The 24,646-nt window shown below is 66.8% G+C and carries 23 protein-coding genes; 12 read left to right on the forward strand and 11 right to left on the reverse strand.

Annotation, left to right across the window (positions count from 1 at the left end):
• Positions 1-6 precede the first annotated feature (6 nt).
• The 3 genes from QWL29_RS07085 to QWL29_RS07095 form a co-directional block, all read right to left on the reverse strand.
• Positions 7-393: a YsnF/AvaK domain-containing protein gene (locus tag QWL29_RS07085; protein ID WP_305822182.1), complete on the reverse strand. Its 387-nt coding sequence runs from the start codon at positions 391-393 to the stop codon at positions 7-9.
• Positions 394-703: 310 nt separating this feature from the next.
• Positions 704-976 (reverse strand): hypothetical protein, encoded by a 273-nt coding sequence (locus QWL29_RS07090; RefSeq protein ID WP_305822183.1) that lies wholly within the window; start codon positions 974-976, stop codon positions 704-706.
• A 9-nt stretch (positions 977-985) separates the two neighbouring features.
• The gene (locus QWL29_RS07095; protein WP_305822184.1) at positions 986-1,813 is read right to left on the reverse strand and encodes a DNA/RNA non-specific endonuclease; all 828 of its coding nucleotides are present in this window, start codon (positions 1,811-1,813) and stop codon (positions 986-988) included.
• 227 nt (positions 1,814-2,040) lie between these two features.
• Here QWL29_RS07095 and QWL29_RS07100 point away from each other — a divergent pair, with 227 nt between their 5' ends.
• The 5 genes from QWL29_RS07100 (at position 2,041) to QWL29_RS07120 (ending at position 4,388) form a co-directional block, all read left to right on the forward strand.
• Positions 2,041-2,391, forward strand: a complete 351-nt coding sequence (locus tag QWL29_RS07100; protein WP_305822185.1) for a hypothetical protein — start codon at positions 2,041-2,043, stop codon at positions 2,389-2,391.
• On the forward strand, positions 2,392-2,649 hold the full coding sequence (locus tag QWL29_RS07105; RefSeq protein WP_290423480.1) for a DUF5985 family protein: 258 nt from the start codon (positions 2,392-2,394) through the stop codon (positions 2,647-2,649).
• A gap of 1 nt (position 2,650) precedes the next feature.
• Entirely contained in the window at positions 2,651-2,920 is a 270-nt protein-coding gene (locus QWL29_RS07110; RefSeq protein ID WP_305822186.1) for a DUF5985 family protein, read from the forward strand.
• 68 nt (positions 2,921-2,988) lie between these two features.
• A complete protein-coding gene (locus QWL29_RS07115; protein ID WP_305822187.1) occupies positions 2,989-3,255 on the forward strand; it encodes a hypothetical protein in 267 nt (88 codons plus the stop codon).
• A 158-nt stretch (positions 3,256-3,413) separates the two neighbouring features.
• Positions 3,414-4,388 (forward strand): IS1595 family transposase, encoded by a 975-nt coding sequence (locus QWL29_RS07120; protein ID WP_305822188.1) that lies wholly within the window; start codon positions 3,414-3,416, stop codon positions 4,386-4,388.
• 39 nt (positions 4,389-4,427) lie between these two features.
• Here QWL29_RS07120 and QWL29_RS07125 read toward each other — a convergent pair whose 3' ends face one another.
• On the reverse strand, positions 4,428-5,276 hold the full coding sequence (locus QWL29_RS07125) for a phytanoyl-CoA dioxygenase family protein (protein ID WP_305822189.1): 849 nt from the start codon (positions 5,274-5,276) through the stop codon (positions 4,428-4,430).
• Between the two features lie 325 nt (positions 5,277-5,601).
• Between QWL29_RS07125 and QWL29_RS07130 the strand changes: the two genes are divergently transcribed.
• Together QWL29_RS07130 and QWL29_RS07135 are read left to right on the forward strand one after the other, a co-directional pair.
• On the forward strand, positions 5,602-6,090 hold the full coding sequence (locus tag QWL29_RS07130; protein ID WP_305822190.1) for a response regulator: 489 nt from the start codon (positions 5,602-5,604) through the stop codon (positions 6,088-6,090).
• 24 nt (positions 6,091-6,114) lie between these two features.
• Positions 6,115-7,926, forward strand: a complete 1,812-nt coding sequence (locus tag QWL29_RS07135) for a hybrid sensor histidine kinase/response regulator (protein ID WP_305822191.1) — start codon at positions 6,115-6,117, stop codon at positions 7,924-7,926.
• A 78-nt stretch (positions 7,927-8,004) separates the two neighbouring features.
• Here QWL29_RS07135 and QWL29_RS07140 read toward each other — a convergent pair whose 3' ends face one another.
• The 4 genes from QWL29_RS07140 to QWL29_RS07155 form a co-directional block, all read right to left on the reverse strand.
• Positions 8,005-8,466, reverse strand: coding sequence for an NUDIX hydrolase (locus QWL29_RS07140; protein ID WP_305822192.1), 462 nt, complete (start codon positions 8,464-8,466; stop codon positions 8,005-8,007).
• Positions 8,467-8,811: 345 nt separating this feature from the next.
• On the reverse strand, positions 8,812-9,987 hold the full coding sequence (locus tag QWL29_RS07145) for a glycosyltransferase (RefSeq protein WP_305822193.1): 1,176 nt from the start codon (positions 9,985-9,987) through the stop codon (positions 8,812-8,814).
• 544 nt (positions 9,988-10,531) lie between these two features.
• Positions 10,532-11,755 (reverse strand): hypothetical protein, encoded by a 1,224-nt coding sequence (locus tag QWL29_RS07150; protein ID WP_305822194.1) that lies wholly within the window; start codon positions 11,753-11,755, stop codon positions 10,532-10,534.
• A 61-nt stretch (positions 11,756-11,816) separates the two neighbouring features.
• Positions 11,817-14,132: a hybrid sensor histidine kinase/response regulator gene (locus QWL29_RS07155; protein ID WP_305822195.1), complete on the reverse strand. Its 2,316-nt coding sequence runs from the start codon at positions 14,130-14,132 to the stop codon at positions 11,817-11,819.
• 230 nt (positions 14,133-14,362) lie between these two features.
• Between QWL29_RS07155 and QWL29_RS07160 the strand changes: the two genes are divergently transcribed.
• Together QWL29_RS07160 and QWL29_RS07165 are read left to right on the forward strand one after the other, a co-directional pair.
• Positions 14,363-15,655: an NCS2 family permease gene (locus QWL29_RS07160; RefSeq protein ID WP_305822196.1), complete on the forward strand. Its 1,293-nt coding sequence runs from the start codon at positions 14,363-14,365 to the stop codon at positions 15,653-15,655.
• Positions 15,656-15,889: 234 nt separating this feature from the next.
• A complete protein-coding gene (locus QWL29_RS07165; protein WP_308635035.1) occupies positions 15,890-16,705 on the forward strand; it encodes a DUF481 domain-containing protein in 816 nt (271 codons plus the stop codon).
• A gap of 345 nt (positions 16,706-17,050) precedes the next feature.
• Here QWL29_RS07165 and QWL29_RS07170 read toward each other — a convergent pair whose 3' ends face one another.
• From QWL29_RS07170 to QWL29_RS07180, 3 genes are all read right to left on the reverse strand, one after another.
• A complete protein-coding gene (locus QWL29_RS07170) occupies positions 17,051-18,346 on the reverse strand; it encodes an MFS transporter (protein WP_305822198.1) in 1,296 nt (431 codons plus the stop codon).
• On the reverse strand, positions 18,343-18,660 hold the full coding sequence (locus QWL29_RS07175) for a thioredoxin family protein (protein WP_305822199.1): 318 nt from the start codon (positions 18,658-18,660) through the stop codon (positions 18,343-18,345). Before QWL29_RS07175 ends, QWL29_RS07170 begins: the two co-directional genes overlap by 4 nt.
• Before the next feature lie 78 nt (positions 18,661-18,738).
• A complete protein-coding gene (locus QWL29_RS07180; protein WP_305822200.1) occupies positions 18,739-21,834 on the reverse strand; it encodes an amidohydrolase family protein in 3,096 nt (1,031 codons plus the stop codon).
• Between the two features lie 282 nt (positions 21,835-22,116).
• Between QWL29_RS07180 and QWL29_RS07185 the strand changes: the two genes are divergently transcribed.
• The 3 genes from QWL29_RS07185 (at position 22,117) to QWL29_RS07195 (ending at position 24,506) form a co-directional block, all read left to right on the forward strand.
• Positions 22,117-22,296, forward strand: coding sequence for a DUF3606 domain-containing protein (locus tag QWL29_RS07185; RefSeq protein WP_305822201.1), 180 nt, complete (start codon positions 22,117-22,119; stop codon positions 22,294-22,296).
• Positions 22,297-22,480: 184 nt separating this feature from the next.
• Positions 22,481-23,623, forward strand: a complete 1,143-nt coding sequence (locus QWL29_RS07190) for a mechanosensitive ion channel family protein (protein WP_305822202.1) — start codon at positions 22,481-22,483, stop codon at positions 23,621-23,623.
• A gap of 43 nt (positions 23,624-23,666) precedes the next feature.
• Positions 23,667-24,506, forward strand: a complete 840-nt coding sequence (locus QWL29_RS07195; RefSeq protein ID WP_305822203.1) for a glucose 1-dehydrogenase — start codon at positions 23,667-23,669, stop codon at positions 24,504-24,506.
• Positions 24,507-24,646: the final 140 nt, after the last annotated feature.

Consider the following 24,646-nt stretch of genomic DNA (forward strand, 5'->3'; position numbering starts at 1 on the left):
ATATGGTCACTTCGTTGGCGGGGTCCCGGATTCGTCGAAGCGTTCGATGCTGACCTGTTCGGCCTTCAGCACGACCGCTTCACGATGCGTTTCTTCACGCTGAATACGGGTTATGTGGAGCTCTTCCTTGATGCGCACGCGGCGCTCCACCACCAGCACTTCCTCGAGAATCGGCACGATCATCGTGTCGCCTTCGTAGCGGGTGGTGGGCGCCTCATCGGGCGCGACGATGCGGTCGACCGCGACGTGCTCGATCGCCACCTCCTCGCGCACCAGGCGCTCGTCGATGGTGACCGGCTGCTCGAGCACGGTCTTGTGAATGCGGACGCCGCGCCCGGTGTCAACCGTCCGGGTGCCGACCGCGAGCTGTTCCGCGACGACCGGGATCGTCAACAGATCCTGTCCTGTTGGGTCTGACGTGTTACCTGCCATTGAATCGGCTCCGTTTGGTCGCTGACGCGAGACCAGCTCAGGTTACTCCAAACTGTGGCGGGGTCGCGCACCATTGACTGCAGTAAATGGATGAGGTTTTTGAGCAGTAAAAACGGGGGCGAGACAGCGAGGGGAATCGACAGGAAGCCCGCAGGTAAAGGCTGTCTGCGAAATGCGGAAGATGCAGGCGCCGGCGGCGGAGGCGCCGGCGCGCGGGAGTTCAGGACCCGTTCGGCACCGGGAAAAGACTTAACCGAATCTTAATCAAAGATTAATTGAAAGGATTTTCGACCTGCTGCACGTCCGGCGCCGGCAAAGTGGCCGGCAAGTCCTGCCCTTCCATCTTGCCGACGATATCGCCCAGCAGCCCGTGCAGGCGCCGCGCCAGCGCCAGGCCGGCCGCGTCCAGCGTCAGGTCGACGTCGCCCGAGAGCGTGATGCGGTCCAGGCGGTTCTCGACCATCAGGTCGCCGATGTGCAGCACGTCGGCTTCGCTGGCGAAGGGAACGAAGGTTTTCGGGTCAGATTTTTTCTTGGCGTTCATTTCGGTTCCTTATCCTCTCAGGCCGGACCAGAAGTCGCGCGGCTCTTTGGATGGTTTCTTTAGCTTGATATTGGGCAGGCGCAGCATGCGCTCCTTTTGCTGCCGGCTCAGCGACGGCAGGAACTCGATGCCGACGATGCGTTCGAGTTCGGCCACCGGGATCACCTGGATGTCCGCATGCGCACGGTTCTCGGTGAACCAGGCCGCCGCCATTTTCTGGCGCGGACTGTACACCACTTTATACATGTGGCTCGGCACCAGCACGTTCCCGACCTTGCGCAGGTTGTTGCCGAGGAAGGCAGGCCCGGTAATCACGTACAGCTGCCCTTCCTTCTTCGCCATCTTGCGCACCTCGCCCTCGATCGGCGCCCAGATGTGGCGGTTGTGGTCGCCATCCTGCGGCACCATGTTCGCCAGCGTGAAGCTTTCGCGCTGGGTGCGCTTGTCGGGCATGTCGCCATTCGGCGCCAGGTGGCCGCGATCGAAGCCGCTGCGCGCGTAGTCCGACAACTCGGCGCGCTGCGAGCGCGGCAGGCGCGATTCGGCATGGAAGTCGTTGTCGCGCTTCATGCCCTGGGCTGCGGCGACGTTTTCGGCGCGCAGGTTCTCGGCCGACCACAGCGGGGTGCGGGTGATCCCGGAATGCATCACGCCGAACACGCCGTAGCACAGTTCGCGGGTGGCGCTGGCCAGCTTGGGGTTGCGGATTTCGGGGGCGCGGCCGTCGGCGTAGTGCGCGGGGCAGCCGGTACCGGCTGCCGCTGCCAGCGACGGGGCCAGCAGGCCGGTGGAAAGCGCGGCGGCGAGTGCGGCCGCGCTGAATATTCTCTGAAACATGTGCTCGGTTGAAAGAATGTAACGAGCCCGTATTGTAGCCGACACATCCGCCCTCACCCGCCCTGCATGCCACAGTTTCAGGACAAATGAGCTGACACGGCGCACGATTGATTGTGCATTGTCTAAGGGAATCCTCTAGAATACCCGCTCTTTTGTTAACATTCCGTAACGGAAACAAACCACCGTCAATGGAACAGGCCCCGATTCCGGAGGACCTACGGCGCTTTGTGCTGACCAGCATTCCGTCCGTACCCTTCCTCGAAGCGCTGCTGCTGTTGCGTGCCGATCCGGCGCAAGAATGGCACAGCGAGATGCTGGCCCAGCGCCTCTATGTACGCGAACGCACCGCCCATACCCTGCTGGAAGACCTGTGCCGCGCCGGCATGGTAGCGCCCTGCGCGGATGCCCCGGGCTGCTACCAGTACCGGCCCGGCTCGCCGCAGCTGGGCGAACGCATCGATGCGCTGGCCGAGCTGTATGCGAAGCACCTGGTGGAAGTCACCCACCTGATTCACTCTTCCCTCGACCGCAAGGCGCAACAATTCGCCGATGCCTTCAAACTGCGAAAGGATTCGTAAGTGGCGGAAACGATCTACATCCTGTGCATCCTGACCTCGCTCGCCTGCGCCTGGCTGTTGTTCGCCAGTTACCGGCGCACGCGCTACCGGCTGCTGTTCTGGAGTGGTTCCTGCTTTGCGGTGATGACGCTGAACAATCTGTTCCTCTTGCTCGACAAGATCGTCTTCCCGGATATCAATTTCCTGCCAGCGCGGCTGATCAGCGCCCTGGTCGCCATTGCCCTGCTGCTGTATGGCCTGATCTACGAGAAGGAGTGACATGACCGAACTGTTCACCGGCGCCATCACCATGGGCTCGCTCGTCATCGCGCTGTTCTTCCTGCGCTTCTGGCGCGACTCGCGCGACCGGTTCTTCCTCTACTTCGCCCTCTCCTTCTTCATCGAAGGCGTGCACCGCCTGTATTCCGCGCTGCACGACGCCGGCGGCGAGGACTCGCCCCTGCATTACCTGATCCGCCTGCTGGCCTATGGCCTGATCCTGTGGGCGATCCTGGAAAAGAACTTGCCGAAGACGAAGGCGCGCCGGTAGCGTGCGCCTGGCCCGGTTTGTGTCTGTGATAATGAAGTCATGATTGTTGACCAGCATACGGAGGAAACATGACGACACTAGACCAGCAAGCCAAACCGCAAGGAAACGAGCAGGCAAACGAGCAGCCAGGCACCGACGACCTGAACCGCTCGGAAAACCTGTTGCCGGGCGAAGAAGGCGCGGAAGATGGGCGCTTCGAGGTGGCCGAGGAAGTCAGCCTCGACATCCAGGGCGACGACACGCGCCGCGTCGGCCAGATGCCGGGCAGCATCACCGAGTCGCTGCCGGACACGGTCAGCACCGAGCCCGACAGCGAGGACGCAGGCAAGCCCTGAGACCGGCTGCGGTAAATAGTACGACAGCAGGAGGAAGCCTGCGCGGTGGAAGCCGCGCAGGCTTTCTTCTTGGCGCTGTCACCGTTAGCTATGGATGAGAAGTGAACTGCTGAGCTCATTCTCGGTCGAATCCGTATCGCCATCGATACGGGTCGACCATGAAAGCACCTCGCTTCACGAAGTGGTTTGCCGCCTTGCCCGCACTGAACCAGCCCCAGCGGCTGCAGGTCCTCGACGCCCTGCGCCGGGGGGCGGGGTTGCACCTGGTGGTTGCCCTGAACGAAAAATGCCGCTCCCCGGGACGAGGCTGCCCTCTTTGCCTGTGCGAGCGCTGGCATCGGCATGGTCACGCGAATGACCTGCAGCGCTACCGCTGCTTCTCGTGCCGGCGCACCTTCAACGATTTGACCGGCACCCCATTGGCACGTCTGCGGTTGAAAGGGAAATGGCTCGATTACCTCGATGCGCTGCGTGCGTCGCGCCCGGTGCGCGCGGCGGCGGACGAGGTCAAGGTGCACCGCAACACCGCTTTTCGCTGGCGCCATCGCTTTCTCGACCGGGTCAAGGAAGACCGGCCGGCGCGCCTGAACGGCATCGCCGAGGCCGACGAAATGTTCATCCTGGAATCCCAGAAGGGGTCGCGCAGGCTCGACCGGCCAGCGCGCAAACGGGGCGGCGTAGCTAGCAGGCGCGGCATCTCGCGCGAGCTCGACTGCATCCTGGTGGCGCGTGACCGCAACAAACAGACGGTCGATGCCGTTACCGGCCGCGGCCCTGTCAGCAAGGTCCAGCTGGAGCGCCACCTGCTGCCCTTCCTGGACCGGGACGTCTTGCTCGTGACCGACGCAAACGCCGCCTACCGTGCTTTCGCCCGTGCACACGGCATTGCGCACCAGTCCGTCAATGTCCGTACCGGCGAACGCACGCGCATGGGCGCCTCCGGGCTCGTCCATGTGCAGAACGTGAACGCCTATCACCAGCGCCTGCGCGAATGGTTGTTGCCGTTTCACGGCGTCGCGTCGCGCTACCTGCCGAACTACCTGGGCTGGCGCCGCATGCTCGATGGCGGGAACATCACTTCTGCCGATCAATTGTTTCGCCTTGCAATCGGACCCATCCACAGCCAACGGTGACAGCGCCTTCTTCTTTTCCGGCTTTACAGTCTTCGAGACTTACATCGTCAGGCCCATGCGCAGCCCCTCGATGGTATGCGCCTGCACGATGTTCTCCAGGCCGTCGACCACGCGGCAGGTGATGTGTTCGCGCAGCTGCGGCGCCAGGCTCTCGTAGTAGGTGCGGCTCAGCTGCAGGTCGTGCTTGTCGGCGTTGCGCGCGTCGGGGGCGTCGACGCCGAGCACGAACACCGGCCGCGAACGGTTCGACTGGTTCGCCGTGCCGCGGTGGATGGTCAACGCCGAGCGCGCCGAGATGTCGCCCATGCGCGGCAGCTTGCGCTGGGCGCGCGCCTCGTAGCGGCCCCAGAGCTCGCGCGGCGGGAACATCGGGTCGCCGTCGCCCAGGTCGTCCCACTGGGTGCCGGGTGCGATCTCGAACGGACCCATGTCTTCGTCGACGTCCACCGTGGTGATGTTAAAGGCGAGCGAGTTCAGGCGCCGGCCCTTCAGGGTCGCCTCGGGCGAGGCAAAGTCGCGGTGCCAGGGCTGGTGCAGTGCGCCCGGCCCGGGAATGTCGAAGCCGGCCTCCACGATGCGGTAGTCGGGGCCGAGCACCGCGCGGCACACCGCCACCACCCAGGGATGGCCGATGATGTCGGCAAAGCCTGAAATGCGTTCGGGATGCGCTTCCACGTAATAGCGGTTCGGCCCGCGTTCGAGCGCCCCGCCCGGCCGCGCGCGCGCTTCCGCGAACAGCGTGGCGATGTCCTGGCCCAGGCGCTCGACCCAGGCGCGCTCGAAGGCGCCCTTGCAGGCGATGATGCCGTCCCCGTACAGGCCGCCCATGATGGTGGCGACGTCGTAGCTGTCGGGGCCCGGTTTGGGGCTGTGTGCTGCGTCTTGCATTTTGCTGTCTCCTTGTCCGCGCCCTGTCTGTTGCTGCCATCTCGTATCAGTGGCCGGGCGTGCGCCCATGCTACGCCCAAACCCGGCCGCGGCGAAGTGCCCGGGCGTTTTTCGGGTTCGCCTGTGGAAACAATGTCACAGGGGCTTGGACGGCGCCGTCCGCATACGGCTGGGCGAAAGATTGACATTCTCACGCGGCAGTTTTACATTCTTACATCAAGGACAACGAGAGCCGGACCTGCCTTGCACCCGGCCGCCCACCCATGAGACCGTACCAACCCGCCTCCGCGCCCGCCGCGTTCCGTATGCCGCCTGGGGCCAGGCAGTGAACGCCCCTGCCGCCGGCCTGATCCTGTTCGTGTGCGAATCGGATGCCTTCGATCCGACGGTGGCCCAGGTCGGCGCCCGGCTCGGCCAAGCGGTGGTGCGGGCCAGGTCCGCAGCCGAAGCGCTGGGCCAGGCCGATACCACCGATTTCGCCCTGATCCTGGTCGGCCATGCCGGCGACGACGATGCCCTGCTGCGAACGGTCGGCCGGATGCGCGCCAGCGACCGTGCCGGCCACACGCCGGTCGTGGTGCTCGGCCTGCCGCCTTCCCCGCCCTCGAACCCCTCGCTGCCGGAACAGGTTTATGAAGCCGGCGCCATCGCCGTCCTGAACGATCCGGTGTCGCCAACCATCCTCGCCGCGAAGGCCCGCTTCTACGTCGATGCCTTCCACAGCGCCGCCGAACGGCGCCGCGCCGAGCGCGCCCTGGCCCAGGCCAGCGAACGCCAGGAAGCCATCCTGGCCGCCGCCAACCTGGCGGTCTGAGAATGGGACATCGCGGCCGACCAGGTGCGCGGCGACGCCCGCCTGGCCGCGATGTTCGGCGGCGCCCTGCCGCCCGGCGCCCCAATGGCCGCCTACCTGGCGGCGCTGCACCCCGACGACCTGGCCGCCACCCGCGAGCGCCTGCGCGCCTCGCTGCGCAGCGGCGCCGGCTACGACGCCACCTTCCGCGTGCGCGCCCCGGAAGGACGCTGGCGCTGGGTGATCGCGCGTGGCCAGGTGGACGCGGGCACGGACGGCGCGCCGCGCTCGGTCAGCGGCGTGGTGATCGACGCCACCCGCCAGTTCGAGGCCGAAGCCCAGTTGCGCGCCAGCGAGGAACGCTACCGCACCCTGTTCGACGCCATGGACGAGGCGATGTGCGTGATCGAGGTGCTGTTCGACACCGCCGGCCAGCCCTGCGACTACCGTTTCGTGGAAACCAATCCGGCGTTCGATGGCCAGACCGGCCTGCAGGGCGTCGTGGGCCGCCGCATGCGCGACATCGCGCCCGAGCACGAACAGCACTGGTTCGACATCTTCGGGCGGGTGGTGGTCACGGGCGAGCCGGCGCGCTTCGTCAACGAGGCGCGCGCGCTGGGCCGCTGGTTCGACCTGTACGCCACCCCGATCGGTGCACCGGCCGAGCACCGGCTGGCGGTGCTGTTCAAGGACATCACCGAACGCCGCCGCGGCGAAGACGAACTGCGGCGCCTGGCGGCCGACCTGGCCGAGGCAAACCGCCTGAAGACCGAGTTCCTGGCCACCCTGGCGCACGAACTGCGCAACCCGCTGGCGCCGATCCGCAGCGGCATCCAGCTGCTGCGCCGGGCCGGCGCCGACCCGGCCGCCAGCGCGCGCGTGCACGCCATCATGGACCGCCAGCTCGACCAGCTGGTGCACCTGGTCGACGACCTGCTCGACGTCGCGCGCGTGACGCGCGGCCAGGTGGAATTGCGGCGCGAATGGATCGACCTGGGCGAACTGCTGCGCGCCGCCGCCGACATCAGCGAGCCGCTGATCGCGGCCGCGCGCCATCGCTTCAGCCTGCGCCTGCCGCCGCAGCCGGTGACGCTGCACGCCGACCCGACGCGCCTGACCCAGATGGTCAGCAATCTCCTGAACAATGCTGCGCGCTACACGCCGCCCGGCGGCGCCATCGAGCTGGCCGCCGCATGCGAAGGCGGGGAACTGGCGATCAGCGTGCGCGACAACGGCATCGGCATACCGGCCGACGCGCTCGATCGGGTATTCCAGATGTTTACCCAGGTGAGCGGCAACGGCAGCCTCGGTGGCCTCGGGATCGGCCTGTCGCTGGTACGCAGCCTGGTCGAGCTGCATGGCGGCAGTGTCGCCGCCGCCAGCCCGGGCGCGGGCGCCGGCAGCGTGTTCACGGTGCGCCTGCCGCTGGCCGGCCCGCAATCCGCTGGCGCGCCAGGTGATCAAGCGGACGATCCTATCCATTTGTCCACCTTCAGGGCGCTGCGCATCCTGGTGGTCGACGACAACTGCGACGCCGCCGACACCCTGGCGGCCCTGCTGGGGGCGATGGGGCACACGACGGCGATCGCCAACGACGGCCACGCGGCGCTGCTGGGGGCGATGGGGCACACGACGGCGATCGCCAACGACGGCCACGCGGCGCTGCGCGTGCTGGCGGGCTTCGCGCCGGCCGTGGTGTTCCTCGACCTTGGCATGCCGGGCATGTCGGGTTACGAAGTGGCGGCGGCAATCCGCAAGGACCCGCGCAACGACGGCCTGCGCCTGGTGGCCCTGACCGGCTGGGGCGGCCCGCCGATCGCGAACGCAGCGCCCGCGCCGGCTTCGACCTGCACCTGACCAAGCCGGCGACGCTGGACACGATCGAGGCGGCGCTGGCCCCGCCGCTGCCGGCTGTCGCACGCGCGCCGGCGGGGGTTACCAGTCCAGCGTGAGGAGCAGGTTCGCCATTCTTGGCCAGCACAGCTGGCTGACTTCGGCGCGGCCGGCCCAGCGGAAGCCGTCCATTTCCAGGGTCGGCTTGCCGGTCCTGTAGTGCGCAAACCAGCTGGTGCAGGCCAGTTGCGACAGGTCGCCCAGCTCGTCGCCGGCCTCGACCCGGTACAGGTGCAGGCGCTTGTCGCGCCGGTAGGCGAATTCGCCCAGGTCGACAAAACGCTCCGGTGCGAACATCGCGCCGCTTTCCTCGCCCAGTTCGCGCATCGCCGCTTCCAGGGTGGTTTCGCCGGGGTCCTGCATGCCCTTCGGGATGTCCCAGTGGGCGGTGCCGGTCACGTGGCCAAGCAGCAGGCGGCCCTGGCTGTCCAGCACCAGCGTGCCGCAGGATACGGTGCAGGATAGTGTGTCGACGCCAGCCTGCCTGGCCATATTCTTCCGCATGCGCGCGCTCCGCTCTTTCGTTGCAAGGATGGCAATGTAAGCCTGTCGCGGCCGAGTGTCAATCGTGTGCATTCCGGCCAGTCGCCACCCCATGAGTGGCGCAACGTTTTCGTAGGGTGGGCACTTGTGCCCACGCGGTACACGCGGGTCCGGAGTCCCACGCACGGTGTGGCTCCGCTCGATAGCCGCGAGTGATTCATGGCCGCCGCGGGTGCAAGGGTGAACACGTACCGCGTGGGCACAAGTGCCCACCCTACGCGTTTGCTGAGCCGATCGCATTTCAAGCGACGTAAAAAAGCCCGCCAGGCTTGCACCTAGCGGGCTTTTCGACACGAAGCCTAAGGTTTACGCGGCCTGCACCGGCAGCGGCTCGGCGCGCTTCTCGACCAGCGCTTCCGCCGCCACCGGCGCCGAACGGGCCTTGTTGCCTGGCACGGCGTTGCTGATCAGCTCATGCATGCGGGCGGCGGTCTTGTCCCACGAGGTGTTGGCGACGACTTCGCGCATGCGCTTGGCCATGGCCGCGTTTTCTTCGGCCGTCTGCGCCAGCATGCGTTCGCAGGCGGCGATGTACTCGGCCGGGGTCTCGGCGATCGCCACCACGTCGCCGTATGGCACCTTGACGTCGGTGATCGGGGTGCTGACGCTCGGCTTTTCGGCCGCCATGTATTCCAGCACCTTGGTCGGGCTGATGAACTTGGTCGATTCGTTCATGGCGAACGGCAGCAGGCAGACGTCCCAGCCGGCCAGGAACTGCGGCAGTTCCTGGTAGCCGCGCTGGCCCATGTAGTGCACGTTCTCGGCGCGCGGCAGCTCGGCAGGGTCGATCTTCACGACCGGGCCGACCAGCACGATCTGCCATTCCGGGTGGGCGGCGGCCATGTCGCGTACCAGGCCGGTGTCGAAGCGCTCGTCGATCACGCCGTAGAAGCCCAGGCGCGGACCGGCAACGTGGGCCTGGTCCTTGTGCGAGATGGCTTCGTCCAGGGCCTGGCGGAAGTGGTTGGCGTCGACGCTGCTCGAGAAGCAGTGGGCGTTCGGGTGACGGTTCTTCTTGGCTTCGTACAGGCTCGGGCCGCCGGTGAAGACCAGGTCGGCGATGTTCAGCAGGGCCGATTCGCGCTGCAGCAGCTGCTTCGGCGGGTTCTTGAAGGCGGACAGTTCGTCCATGCAGTCGTACACGACCAGTGCCGGGTCCAGGCCCTGCAGCAGCGGCAGCGCCATCGGGGTGTAGAACCAGACGACCGGACGCTCGCCTTCAGGCACCAGGTCGGACAGCAGGCCTTGCAGGACAGGGATCTGGTCGTCGTGGAAGCCGTAGTGCGGAACATTAGTATGCGGCTGGCACACCGTGATGTTCGGCGCGACGGCCGTTTTCTTCAGGTGTGCGGGCCCTTCGGTTTGCACCGGCTCCTCGATGAAAAGGATGTCGTAGTGTTCCGCCAGGCGCGTCATCAGGTGCTGGGGACGCTGAAACACGAAATCCCAACGGAGGTGGCAAAACACGATAAGGGTCTGCATGTTGATTTCCTTTCGCCTTGTTGGCGTTTTAGTTGATCTTGGAGCCGGGTAAGGCAAGCATGTCCGGGGGCTGGCGCATCGCGCAGCGGCCCTCGTTGTAGCTTGTTCGTTACACCGGACCGGACAATCGTAACATGCAAATTTGCCATTATTTTCAGTTATGCATGGCAAGCTTCGGCTGAGGAAACAATCTTGGCTCAGCAGTAATCGCCTTCTCATAGGAGAGCCTGGTGTTGCGCTGCCTCATCTGTAGGGATAGTCCTACTTCGATACAAGAAAAACAACTACGAAAACTCGTCCATATTGCTGAGCTGTGCAACCGTGCGCGGCCGTGAGATTCACTGCGCAGGCGGTTTTCGGCGGATTCTTCGCCGTCGGGCAGCGATGGAGAGGATGTAGGCGAAGCGGGAAGGAACGACCGTGCGAAATGCATGCGCTCAGGAGTCAATACAGCTGAGAATGCTGCACTGCAGCGGGGGCGTTGTGAGGAGGCGAACGCCCCGCCAGGCCTGGCTGGCGGGGCTGTTTATGCGGGCTTGCTTATTCAGGCCTCTTCGTTAGGATACGGCTGCGCGCCCTCCGGATGACCGTCCTCGCTGAAGCCGTCGGCGGTCGAGACATCGTCGATGCCGATTGTGGCGAGCGCATCGCACAGTTCGTCGACCTCGGCGCCGAGGTCGGCCGCCAGGTCCACCGGCTTGCTCACCCCGCCCCAGGGCGGGCCGCCGTCGAGCGCGTAGAGGTTCACGCGCAAGGTGGCGTGGTCGCCGCCGTCGACCGGCGCCACCACGGCGCGCACCGCGTCCGGCGCCAGTTCCTTTTCGAGCAGCAGGCCGTTGATCTCCGCCAGCAATCCGAGCATCGCCAGCTCGGCCACGCCCTGCTCCTTGGCGCTGTAGAACAGGTCCTGGTACAGGAAGCTGATCGACAGGCGCTCGGGGTCGGCCGCCAGGCAGCGCGCCACCAGCGGCGTCACGCGTTCGGTCCAGGCGCGGTAGCGGCGCATGCGCTCGGCGAAATACACGTCGGCGCCGATCTCGTCCTTCGGCACGTCGTAGAACGGGTCGCCCACGCGCTTCATGGAAAAGCCGAGCAGGAAGCGCAGCTCCATCGCTTCTTCGTCGGGGGCGAAGCGCTCGCCGCTCCAGCCGCGGATGCTCGCTTCGAGCAGCGGCGCCGGCACCGGCTTCTTGCTGCCGAGGCTGGCGGCTGCCTCGCGCAGCAGTTCCTGCAAGGCGCTGTAAGGGATGTGGTCGATCTCGGCCAGGTCGTAGGCATGGCGCACCAGCGCCACCTTTGCATCCTTGCTGTCGAGGTCGGCGGCGACGAAACTGGCGGCGAGTTCCTCGTAGGCGGCATCGTCGGCAAAGGTTTCCCCGGCCACCAGGCCGCCGCTGCTGCGCACGAACAGCGGGATCAGAAAGGCGTCGATCTCGCGTTCCGGCTCGCCTTCGCGCCGCAGGTGCAGGGTCGCAGCCTGTTCGCCCACGTGGGCGCGCAGCAGGCGGCAGGCCTCGGGATCGGTATAGCGGGCCAGCTCGATGGCGCCGTACAGCACCTCGTCGCGCTTGCGGCGCAGGGCCTTGCGCACCGCCACCACCAGTTCCTCTTCGCGTGCGGCGGCCAGTTCGGGGTCGTTCTCCTCGCCCTCGGCCACCTCGAGCGCGAGGTCGGCCAGGGCCTGGGCCAGGGCGTCGAGGTCGGCTTCGTTGGCTGACTCGCTGGATGCGGCGCCTTTGCGCGGCACCGGCTTCTTATTTTTCGGCATGGGCATGGGTCTCGAATGATGAAGGCGCCATGTTAGCAAATCGGGCGCGTGGATCGATCATCTAATTCACGCGTTCGTCGGTGCGTTCGCCCGGATGTTCGGCGCCCGCCACGCGCACCTGGGCCAGCGCCGCCAGGATGGCTTCGGGTTCGGCCGGCTTGGCGATGTGCAGGTCGAAGCCGGCTTCGCGCGCCCGCACCTTGTCCTGCAGCTGGCCATAGCCGGTCAGCGCGATCAGCATGGTGCCGGAAAATTCGGGCAGCGCACGCAGGCGCCGTGCCAGTTCGTAGCCGTTCATGTCGGGCAGGCCGATGTCGAGGATAAAGGCGTCGGGACGCTCGAAGGCGGCCCATTCGAGCGCGCTGGCGGCATCGTAGTAGGTCGACACCAGGTGGTCGCCGGCCGCTTCCAGTAGCAGCGACAGGCTGACGGCGGCGTCGATGTTGTCGTCGACCAGCATGATCCTCAGCCCGTTCTGGGGCGCAGCCTGGAGTGCTGGCTGGAAGGCTTGCTGGGGCGCGCCCGCCCCTGTCTCGGCCGGGCGCGCCGGCAGCGGCGCCCGGCTCAGGGCCGGCAGCTCGATTTTCAACGGCAGTTTCAGGGTAAAGATGCTGCCGCCGCCGCGCCCGGGACTGCTGGCGTCGACGCTGCCGCCGTGCAGCTGCACCAGGCTGCGCACCAGGGCCAGGCCCAGTCCCAGTCCGCCCTGGGGACGGTCGGGCTTGCGTTCGCCCTGCGAGAACAAATCGAACACGCGCGGCAGCAGTTCCGGGGCGATGCCCTCGCCGTCGTCGGCCACGGTGAGCGTGGCCTCGTCGCCGGCGCTGCCCAGGCTCAGCTGGACGTGGCCGCGCGGCGGCGTGTACTTGGCCGAGTTGGTCAGCAAATTCGCCACCACCTGGGTCAGGCGGGTCTGGTCGGCACGCACCAGCAACGGGTGCTTCGGCAGGCGCAGCTCGAGCCGGTGCTGGCATTCCTCCATCAGGGGCCGGGTCTGCTCGACGGCGCGTTCGACCACGGTGCGCAGGTCGATGTCTTCCACGCTCAGCGTGACCAGCCCGCGCGTGACCCGCGACACGTCGAGCATGTCGCTCAGCAGGCGGTTCATGTGCTCGATCTGGCGCCCGATCACGTCGGCGGCGTAGCGCGCGCGGTGCACGTCTAGCCCGGGCATCTTGAGCAGCTGGGCGGCGGTGCCGATCGGGGCCAGCGGATTGCGCAGCTCGTGGCCGAGCATGGCCAGGAACTGGTCCTTGGCGCGGTTTTCCTCTTCCGCCATCTGGCGCGCCTGCTGCTCGCGTTCGAGCAGCAGCTGGCGTTCGTTGCCGGCGTGTTCGCGGAAGGACTGGGCGCGGCGCAGTTCGGCGCCGGCATGGCGCAAGGCGTCGAGCAGGCGGTCGAGCTCGAAGATGTGCGAGCCCTTCGTATCGGGCAGCACGCCATGGCCAAGCGCCACCGCGGCGTCCACCGCCAGCCCGATCGAACGCGCATGCATGCGCGCGAACCAGGTCGCCAGCAGCGCCGCGCAAGCCAATGCAGCGAGCAGGACGGCGCCGGCCAGCTGGCGCGCGCTGCCGGCGTGCGCCAGCCCGGTCGCGGCGGCCGGCGCCGCCACGGCCAGGGTCCAGCCCGACGAGCCCACCTGGACCCACGCGGCCTGGGCAGGCTCGCCGCGGCGCATGGCCAGTTCGAGCGTGCCCTCGGCGGCGCCGGCCGCCGCTGCGGCCAGCGCCGGTGCGGCGGGCTGCCCTGCCAGCTCCACCGAGCCCAGGTTCGAGGCGATCAGCTTGCCCTTGCGGTCGACCAGGTCGACCTGCCAGTCGGCCGGCACGCTGTCCTGGCCCAGCTGCGGCCGGAAGTGTTCGTTGCTGAAGCCCGCGGCCAGCGCGTAGCGGCGCCCGCCGGCCTGCACCGGGATGGCGAGGTAGGTCATCAGGCGCCCGCTCACCCGCCCCGGCATCAGGTCGGTGGCCACGGCGCGCTGCCGGCTGAACAGGGCGGCGACGCTCGGCGTGGCCGGTTCCGGCGGCAGCGGCGTGCCGGCCGGGGCCACGGTGTTGATCAGCTGGCGTCCCTGTTCGTCGAGCAGGACGATCCAGGTCGAGGTGCCGTGCGGCGTGGTCACCGCTTCTTCGCGGAAGGCAGCCAGGTCGCCCCGGGCCAGGGCCGGCGAGGCGGCCAGCGTGCGCAGGTGGACTTCGGTATCGGCCAGCTCGTCCTGTACCAGCAGCGCCACGCGGCGCGCCGTGTGGGTGATGTCCGCCAGGACGGCGTCGGCCTCGGCCTGCTGCAGCAGGCGCAGGGCCAGGCCCGCGAACAGGACGACCGGTATCATGATTGCTGCGGCCATCAGGTACAGGTAGGCACGGATTCGCATCGCGGGCTCACAGAATGGCGGCCGTCGACATGACAGCCAGCAATTCGATGATACCAATGCTGCAACATAAATCAAGGAAAGAATATTTACATCGGGCCAAGCGACAACCGGGAGCCGAACTGGCATGCTTTATGGCCGTTCAGGCAAGCTTGCTGACGGGCCAGGGCGCGGCAGTGTATGCTTCGCCCATCCATCCCGCCAACCATTTTGACATCGGAGCAGCGCTGCCCATGCTCGACAATTACTTCAAACTCAAGGAAAGCGGCACCGACGTCCGCACCGAGCTGCTCGCCGGCCTGACCACCTTCCTGACGATGGCCTACATCATCTTCGTCAACCCCTCTATCCTGGGCGACGCCGGCATGCCGAAGGAGGCGGTGTTCGTCGCCACCTGCCTCGTCGCCGCCCTCGGCACCGCCGTCATGGGCCTGTACGCCAACTACCCGATCGGCATGGCGCCGGGCATGGGCCTGAACGCCTATTTCGCCTACGCCGTGGTGCTGGGCATGGGCATATCCTGGCCGGCGGCGCTGGGCGCCGTCTTCATCTCGGGCTGCCTGTTCATCCTGGTGTCGGTGTTCGGCCTGCGCGGCATGATCGTGAACGGCATCCCGCATTCGCTGCGGGTGGCGATCACGGTCGGCCTGGGCATGTTCCTGGCGCTGATCGCGCTGAAGAACGCCGGCATCGTGGTCGGCAGCGAGCCGACCCTGGTGAAAGCCGGCGACCTGCATGCCCCGCCGGCAGTGATGGCCATCATCGGCTTCATCCTGGTCGTCACGCTCGACCGCCTGAAGGTGCGCGGCGCGATCCTGATCGGCATCATCGTGGTCACGGTGCTCAGCTTCTTCTTCGGCGGGAATACCTTCAAGGGGGTGTTCTCGGCCCCGCCCTCGATCGACCCGACCCTGTTCAAGCTGGACATCCGCGAGGCGCTCTCGGTCGGCATCCTGAACGTGGTGCTGGTGTTCTTCCTGGTCGAATTGTTCGACGCCACCGGCACCCTGATGGGCGTCGCCAGCCGCGCCGGCCTGCTGGTTGAGGGCAAGATGGAGCGCCTGAACAAGGCCCTGCTGGCCGACAGCGGCGCGATCGTCGCGGGCTCCCTGCTCGGCACCTCCAGCACCACCGCCTACGTCGAAAGCGCGGCCGGCGTGCAGGCCGGCGGGCGCACCGGCCTCACCGCCCTGGCCGTGGCGGTCTTGTTCCTGGCCTGCCTGTTCATCGCGCCCCTGGCCGGCGTGGTGCCGGCCTACGCCACCGCCCCTGCCCTGCTGTTCGTGGCCTGCCTGATGCTGCGCGACCTCGGCGACATCGAATGGGGCGACACCACCGAGAGCATCCCGGCCGCGATCACGGCGCTGGTGATCCCGTTCACGTACTCGATTGCGGAAGGCATCGCCTTCGGCTTCATCACGTATGCAGCCCTGAAGCTGACCACCGGGCGCGCCCGCGAAGTCAAGCCGGTGGTCTGGATTATCGCGGCGCTGTTCATCTTCAAGATCGTCTATATCGGCACCTGATGGCGGCCTGTCAATGCCGGCGGGCCTGCTGCCTGCCGTGTGCGACAGCTGAGTCGTTTATGCGCCGCAAGACGGCTTTCCTCGGCCCGGATGCGCGTGCGCCCGCTGCTTCTGGGATACAATGTTGGCCGAGCCCACTGCCGCACGGCGTGCACCGGCGCTCCTTCCCTCGAACGAATGAACGACCGGCAGGTGCCGGCCCACGGGCCGCACAGCCTTGATGCAACGATGCTTATGAAATCATTTTCCCTGTACGCGCTGGCCCTGCTGGCATCCGCACACGGCGTCGCAGCTGCCGCCGGCGGCGCTGCCGACGAGCTCCCGACCATCGGCAACATCCACAATGGCCTGACCGTCGCCCGTCCCGACACCATCCCCGAAGGCGGCTGGTTCACATCGGCCGAGCTGGGCGCGATCACCACCACCGGCAACACCACCGGCACCTCGGTGACCGGCAAGATCGACGCGCGCCACGAGACCGCCGACTGGAGCAACGAATACATCCTGAGCGGCTTCTTCAAGGAAGACGAGATCACCGACGACGACGGCGAACGCTATCGCCAGCGTTCGGCCGAGCGCTGGGCCTTGTCGGCCAAGGCCGCCTACAAGCTGATGAAGGAAGGCTCGCGCGCCTTTGTGCTGGGGTCGCACGTGAACGACAAGTTCGGCGCCTATACGCGCTATTCCTCGTTCGCGGTCGGTCACGGCTCGCAGCTGTTCAATACCGACACCAAGGCGCTCGACGTGGAAATCGGTCCGGGTTACTTCACCGGCCAGCGCGAGACTGGCGACACCGAGAACGGCTTCACCGTACGCGGCGCGGCGCGCTTTCGCTGGCAGGTCAGCCCCTCGGCGGCATTCGTCCAGACCGTGAGCGTGGAGCGCGGCACCTCGAACGTGCACTCGATCGCGGAATCGGCGCTCAGCACCAAGATCAACGACACCATGCAGATGAAGGCCGCCTTCAGCGCGCGCAACGACACCAACGTCCCCGAGGACAAGAAGAATACCGATACGCAGACGTCGCTGACGCTGGTGTATTCGTTCTGATTGGTTGATGGCCGCGCCGGTGCGGCTTGGGTTTCGTAGGGTGGACTCCCGAGTCCACGCGGTAGCACCGGGGCATGTCGAAAAGCGGTTCATGGCCCGGAAGGCGGTCGTACGCAGATGTTCGCAAACGTCGCGGCATACCGCAGTACGACCGCGTGGGCACGAGTGCCCAGCGCGGCCCGGCCCACCCTACGAGGATGTGGAAAAATCGCCATGGCTGCGTTGCCTCGTCTCGCCGTACGCTCGTACTGTCTTCGACTCGGCGCCTTGCCCTGACGATTTTTTCACATCCTCTACAGGTCAACCTGGCGCCGCCAGCTTCACAGCATGGCGGCGCCGCGTGTTTTACTCGGCCACCGCCTTCTCGCGCACGTGCTCGCGCGCCTTGCCCGTGGTGAGGATCAGCGCCACCAGGCTCAGTAGCGCCGCACCCGACAGGTACCAGCCCACCGACGCGATGCCGTACTCGGTTGCCAGCTTGGTCGCGATGTAGGGCGCCAGCGAGGCGCCCAAAATACCCGCCAGGTTGAAAGTGAGCGAGGCGCCGGTGTAGCGCACCGCCGGCGGGAACAGCTCGGCCAGCAGCGTGCCGAGCGGCCCGTAGGTCAGCCCCATCAGGCCCAGGCCGATGATCATGAACAGCATCACGGTGCCCGTGTGGCCGGACACGAACAGCTGGCCGAAGGTGAGGCCGAAGACGATGATCCCCAGCGTCACCGCGATCATCGCCGCGCGCCGGCCGTAGCGGTCGGCGATCAGCGCCGACGGCGGGATCGTCAGCCCGAAGAACACCACCGCGCCCAGCTGCATGAACAGGAACTCGGTGCGCGAGAAGCCCAGGCTGGTGGTGCCCCAGCTCAGCGCAAACACCGTCATCAGGTAGAACAGCACGAAGGTCGACAGCGCCATCAGCGTGCCCAGCACCAGCGGGCCGCCATGGTCGCGCAGCACGGCCACCACCGGCACCTTCACGCGCTCGCCGCGGTCCAGCACCTTCTGGAAGTCCGGCGTCTCGGTGATCTTCAGGCGCACGTACAGGCCGACGGCCACCAGGATCGCGCTGGCCAGGAAGGGAACGCGCCAGCCCCAGGCAAAGAACTGGTCTTCGCTCAGGGTTTGCGTCAGCAGCAGGAAGGTGCCGCCCGACAGGAAGAAGCCGATCGGCGCGCCCAGCTGCGGGAACATGCCGTACCAGGCGCGCTTGCCTGGCGGCGCGTTTTCGGTTGCGAGCAGCACGGCCCCGCCCCACTCGCCGCCCAGGCCAAGGCCCTGGCCGAAACGGCACAAGGCCAGCAGCAGCGGCGCCATGGTGCCGATGGCGGCGTAGGTCGGCAGCAGGCCGATCACGATGGTCGAGATGCCCATGGTCAGCAGGGCCGCCACCAGCGTCGCTTTACGGCCGATGCGGTCGCCGTAGTGCCCGAACACGGCCGAGCCGATCGGCCGCGCGAAGAAGGCAATCGCGAAGGTGGCGAAGGACTGCAGCATGGCCGCGGTCGGGTCCGAACCCGGGAAGAACAGCTTCGGGAACACCAGCACCGCCGCCGTGGCGTAAATATAGAAGTCGAAGAACTCGATGGTGGTGCCGATGAGGCTGGCGAACAATACCGTGCGCGCGCGGTTTTTCGGAACGGCGCTCATGGGTTGGCCGCCTTGGCCAACGCGTTCTTGACTTCATCGGCATCGGCCGGACGGGTCACGCGCGCCACTTCCACGCCGTCCTTCAACACCACCACGGTCGGCCACAGCTTGATGCGGAACGAGCGGCCCAGCGGGCGGCCTGGGCCATCCTCGACCTTGATGTGCTTCGCCTGCGGATAGTCCTTCAATGCCGCGTCGATCAGCGGCTCGCCGGCGCGGCAATAGCCGCACCAGTTGGTGCCGAAGTCGAGGGCGGTGACGCCGGAGGCGGCGTCGATCGCGCTGCGCTCCGGCTGGGTCGTTTCATAGGTCATGCGTTGTCTCCTCCGTGGTGTTGATATGACAAGCGTACCTCAAAACGCCACGGAGGAGTGAGGGATCCAGTTCTTCATTCAATGCGCATGGCCACCCTCCTCCTCGTTGCAGCGATGCGGCTGCTCGCGGCACAGCTTTTCCTGGGCTTGCAGGGCCAGGCGCCGCGCCTCGACCTGTTCCTTAGTCCGCGCCGGCGCCAGGATCTCGTCCTGCGTCAACACACGCCCGTTCTTGATCACCAGGCGCACGTCGGCCGCCGCCTTCAGGTCCTGCAGCGGATTGCCGTTCACGACGATCAAATCGGCCAGCTTGCCTTTCTCGACCGTGCCGAGGTCGTCGCCGACCAGCGCGATCTTCGCCGCGTCGCGCGTGGCCGACTGCAGCGCCGCCAGGTTGCCCTGCACCAGGGCCGCGCCGCGCAGGTTCAGGTGCAGGGAGATGCCCGGCACCACCAGCGGCGAGTCGGTGCCGTTGGCCACCAGTGCGCCGGCCGCCTTCACCTTGGCCTGCTGGGTAGCGTCGTTGACGATGGTCGCGATCTGGGCGGCGGTCGGCGGTGCGGCGTTCTGCAGGCCGGCGACGAAATTCGGCGGCACCAGGATGAAACGCGGGTCGAGGGCGATGCCCGGGTCCAGCCCGGCCAGCGCGCTGCTCGAGAACAGCGTGTCGATCAAATTGAAGCCGCCCTTGCCATACACCTCGGCCGCATCCTGATAAGTGATCAGGCGCGCGAGCGACTTCGACCAGCCATAGCCCATGCGCTGGGTCGCCGACAGGTGGGTGGTGCCGAGCAGGCCTGTGGCCGCGCCCGGCTGCACCATGTGGGTCCCGCTTGGCACACCCAGGTCCAGCGCGCCCTGCGCGATCCGTTCCATGATGGGAATCGGCGCGCGCACGTAGCTCTTCAGGAAATCGGCGTCCATGCGCTTCGCCTTGTCGATCTCGAGCTGGGCGATCTGCGGCGTGCGCAGGGTGCGCGCGAAGCTGTAGAACAGGCGGTTGCCCTCCCACAGCGGCGGCGAGATGAACAGGCGCGGCCCGATCAGCTTCCCGGCTTCCAGCGCCTCGCGCATCTCCACGCTCTGGTGCAGCGGCCCGGTCACCGACTGTGCGGTGGTCACACCGTAGGACAGCATCAGCTGCGCAATCTGGCCGAACTGGCCGCCCTGGTACAGGGTGAGCGGGTGCAGGTGGGTCTCGGTCAGGCCCGGCATCACGGTCAGGCCGCTGGCGTCGACCACGTGCGCACCGGCCTCGTGGTCCGTGTGCGGCGCCACCGAGACGATGCGATTGCCCTCTAACACGATGTCGACATCGTGGCGCAGCCCGGACCCGACGCCATCCCACAGCGCACCGGCGTGAACCAGGGTGCGGCCCTGCGGCGCCTGCTGGCGCCATTCGAGCTTTACCGGGATGTCGCGCACGTCGGTGCCGTCGGCGCGCACGGTGCGCACGCGTTCGGCCGACTTGTACAGGATGGTCTGCGAATCGCCGCCCCATACCGGCAGGTCGGCGATGTCGTCCGTCACCTGGCGCGCCGGCCCGGTGGGTGCGCCGTTGGCGTCCAGCGGCATCACGTGCAGGCGCGAATCCATGATGAAGGCAACCTTGCTGCCGTCCGGCGCCAGGCTGGCCGCCCCCTCGTCGCGTTCCGCGATCTGCTGCGGCGCCGGCGCAACCGGATAGAAGGTAGCGGTGCGGCTGGCCAGGTCGATCACGCGCAGCTTGTTGTAGCCCTCGCGGAAGCGGTTGTTGATACGCTCGTTATCGACCAGCAGGATGCGCCGCCCGTCGGGCGTCCACTGCGGCGTGCTCACCTGGGTGCTGTTCGAGGCGATGATGGTGTCCGGCGTGCTGGTGGCGCGGTTCCAGATTTCCAGCTGGCCCGAGAGCGTGGTATAGGCGATGCGGCCGCCATCCGGCGACAGCCTGGGCGTGACCATCGAGCGGCCGGGAATCGCCGCCAGGCGGGTGCGCGTGCCGCTGGCCAGGTCGACCTGGTCCACCGCCAGCTGGCCGGCATTCGCGCGCTCGGACGAGAAGTAGACCGCGCGGCCGTCCGCCGTCCACTGCGGATTCGCGTCGCGATCGAGATCGTTCGTGATGCGCACCGGATCGGCGCCGATGCGCATGGTCCAGACATCGTTGAGGGCGACAAAGGCGATGCTCTGGCCATCCGGCGAGAGCACCGGCGCGCTGATGCCGGCCACCTGGCGTGCAGCGAGGTTGTCGAAGCCACGGTCTTTCGGCTTCCTGAACACGGGACGGCGCAGCTTCAGCTCGGCGCGGAAGTCGACGTCGGCGCGGGCGCCGCCGACCGCGTCGCGGGTGCGGATCCTGCCATCGCTCGTATACAGGAAGCGGCCGTCGGGCAGGAAGCGCGCCGGGAAGGGGAAGATGTCTTCATCCTGTGTGACCTGGCTGTTGCCCACCACCAGCTGGCGCGCCGCGTTCTGGTAGACCAGGGCGCTGCCGTCCGGCGTCCAGGCCGGCGCCGTGCCGGGGGCGACCAGTGTCGGGGCGCCGCCGGTGATCGGCGCAGTAAGCACGTTGGCGCCATCGACGTAGGCCAGGCGCCTGCCGTCCGGCGACACCACCGGGTTGCTTTCGGCGCCAGGCCCGGTGGTCAGCTGCACCGGCGCGGCGCCACCGAGCGCCACGCTCCAGATCTTGTACTGGCCGTCGCCGCTGCGGTCCGAAGAGAACACCAGGCCGCTGCCGTCGGGCAGCCAGGCCGGTTCGCGGTCATCGAAGGGGCCGGCCGTGATTTCGCGCGGGTCCTGGCCCTCGGGCGCGATGGTCCAGACGTGGAAATTTCCTTCCGGCGAATAGTTCTGGAAGGCGATGCGCTTGCCGTCCGGCGACCAGACCGGCGCGGTCGGCTCCAGATGGTAACCGGTGATGCGTACGGCGCGCCCGCCGCTGCTTGGCATGACCCAGAGCGCGCCTTGGGCCGAGAAGACGATGCGCTTGCCGTCGGGCGAAGGCGCGGCGGCCATGTTGGTGCCTTCGCGCAGTTCCACGGTCAGGTCGCGGGTCGGCCCGCGCAGGTCGTTCAACTGGTCCACGCCGGCGCCGCCGGGCCACTGGCAGGCCGACAGCAAGGCGGCGCCGACAGCGGCGGCCAGGGCGGTACGAACGATTGACTGCGGCAAGCCGTTTCGGTTCTTCATGTAAGCCTCCGGATGAGTTGCCCAATCGCACCAAAATGGTGCGCAGGCGACTCAACGATGCTCGTGCCGGCTTCTTACGCCAAACTTACTGCTGAGTCTGGCTGGAAATGGATCGCAGGCGGATTGCATAGACGATGAGCTTGCTCAAACTTCGTACCTGATCTACGGGAACTTTTGCGGTAGAGCTTCTTAAAAGAAATGCAAGCCCAAGGTGAGGTGCTTAACCGACCACGCTCGGGCCCGCTGGCATATTTGTTACAAACTCGTCAACAGGAGGCCATCATGTCCGACAATCTGCAAAACCGCGGCCAACAAGACCGTTCCCGTATCAACGTGCACGAGGATTACGAAGTCCGTCACTGGACCGAGGCCCTGGGCGTATCCAAGGAAGAACTCGAAAAGGCCGTCAAGGCCGTCGGTCCCTCGGTCAGCGCCGTGCGCGAACACCTCGGTAAGCAATAAGCCCCGCGTTCCCTTCGGACGCCGCGCGCGTCCACCCCATGCCGCGGCGGACATCGCCTTCGTCCGCCGCGGCAGCGCACCTGGCGCCACTGCGCCGCCGCGCCCTGCAGCTACTTGTTCAGCTGCGCACGTTGCAGTCCATCCGCGCGCCCTTGCGCCACCTCTTCCCTGAAAGGAGCCCAATGTGGATATCCGCGCCTTTATCGCATCCCTCGACATCTCGCTGACGAACGCCCTGTTCGCCACCGGCCTGGCAGTGGCCGCTTTCCTTGCCATCCACACCGCGCTGGTGCTGTTCCGGCGCCGTCTCGACCAGCTGAGCGACGAAGCCGCCCACCGCCCGGTCGCCGAAGTATTGCGCCGCACCCTGGCGCGCACCAGCAACCTGGTGGTGCTGGCCACCGCCATCCTGATCGGCCTCTCCGCCCTCGACCTGCCGCCGCCCTGGAACGCGCGCGTTGGCCACCTGTGGTTCCTGACCCTCGGCCTGCAGCTGGCGATCTACCTGCACAATGCGGTGAAAGTCACCGCGCGCCGCTACTTCCAGACCCATTCGCAGCACGGCAACGACGGCCAGGTGACCATCGCCCACACCCTCATCATCTGGGTGCTGCAGACGGCGGTCTGGGTCATCTTCGCCCTCGCCCTGCTGTCGAACATGGGGATCGACGTCAGCACTTTTGTCGCCAGTCTCGGGATCGGCGGTATCGCCATCGCGCTGGCGGTGCAGAACGTGCTGGGCGATTTGTTTGCCTCGCTGTCGATCGCGCTCGACAAACCCTTCGAAGTGGGCGACTTCATTTCCACCGGCAGCATCTCGGGCACGGTGGAAAAGGTCGGCCTGAAGACCACCCGCATCCGCGCCTCGAGCGGCGAGCAGATCGTGATCTCGAACGCCTCGCTGCTGAAGGACACGGTGTCGAACTTCAAGCGCATGCAAACGCGCCGCGTGGTGTTCAACCTGCGCGCCCATCCCGAGACGCCGGCAGCCCTGGCGGCCAGGGTGCCGGATGCCGTCAAGGGCATCATCGAGGGCATGGACCAGGTCAGCTTCGGCCGGGCTCACCTGAGCAAGTACGACCAGAACTTCATCGAGTACGAAGTCGTCTACACCATGCAGACGGCCGATTACGACTTGTTCATGAACACCCAGCAGGCGATTTTGCTGGCGTCGATGCAGATGTTCGCCGATTTGAAGATCTCGACCGCGCCGCGCGCCCAGCAGCTGTTGCTGCAGGAAGCGCTGGTCGACGCCGCACCCGAACTGCCGGCCGAGGGCCGGGTCCGGCCACCGGCAGCCCTGCGCAGCCTGGCCAAGGGTAGCTGAGGGCGCCGTTTCAACCACCGTTTTATTTGAGGAGCAACGTTCGATGAACCAGCCCACGCAACAACAGCAGCCACCCGGCACGGAAGCAGAACTGACGCCAAAGGCCGACCATGGCGAAACCAGCTACAAGGGGTCCGGCAAGCTCGATGGCAAGGCCACCGTGATCACCGGCGGCGACAGCGGCATCGGCCGCGCCGTCGCCCTCGCCTTTGCGCGCGAAGGCGCCGACGTGCTGATCGCCTACCTGAACGAACACGACGATGCGAAGGAAACCGCGCGCCTGGTCGAGGAAGCCGGCCGCAAGGCGGTACTGGTGCCGGGCGACATCGCCGACCCGGCCCACTGCCGCGCCATCGTCGACCAGGCGGTGCAGGCCTTCGGCCGCATCGACGTGCTGGTCAACAACGCCGCGTTCCAGATGACGCGCGAATCGATCGAAGACATTCCCGAGGAAGAGTGGGACTACACCTTCCAGGTCAACATCACGGCCATGTTCCACATCTGCAAAGCGGCGGTGAAGCACATGCAGCCGGGTTCGTCGATCATCAACACCAGCTCGATCAATTCCGACAAACCGAAGCCGACCCTGCTGGCCTATGCCACCACCAAGGGCGCGATTGCCAACTTCACGGCCGGGCTGGCGCAGCTGCTGGCGGACAAGGGCATCCGCGCCAATTCGGTGGCGCCGGGGCCGATCTGGACGCCGCTGATTCCGTCGACCATGCCGCCGGAGGAAGTGGAAAGCTTTGGTTCGCAGGTGCCGATGAAGCGGCCGGGGCAGCCGGCGGAAGTCGCGCCGGTGTATGTGATGCTGGCGTCGGACGGGGCGAGCTATATTTCGGGTGCGCGGATTGCCGTGACGGGCGGGACGCCGATTTTGTAAAGCCTGCATCGGCCCGTAGCGCTGACCGTACGGTGGGCACTCCGTACGGTCAGCATCATGTCGGCGTTTGAGATAATCGAAGAAGAAGCGCCGCGTTGACGCATCTGGAAGCGTCAACGCGGCGTTTGCGTTTCGGTGGG

The sequence above is a fragment of the Massilia brevitalea genome (assembly GCF_030711405.1).
Classification (GTDB): Bacteria; Pseudomonadota; Gammaproteobacteria; order Burkholderiales; family Burkholderiaceae_D; genus Telluria; species Telluria brevitalea.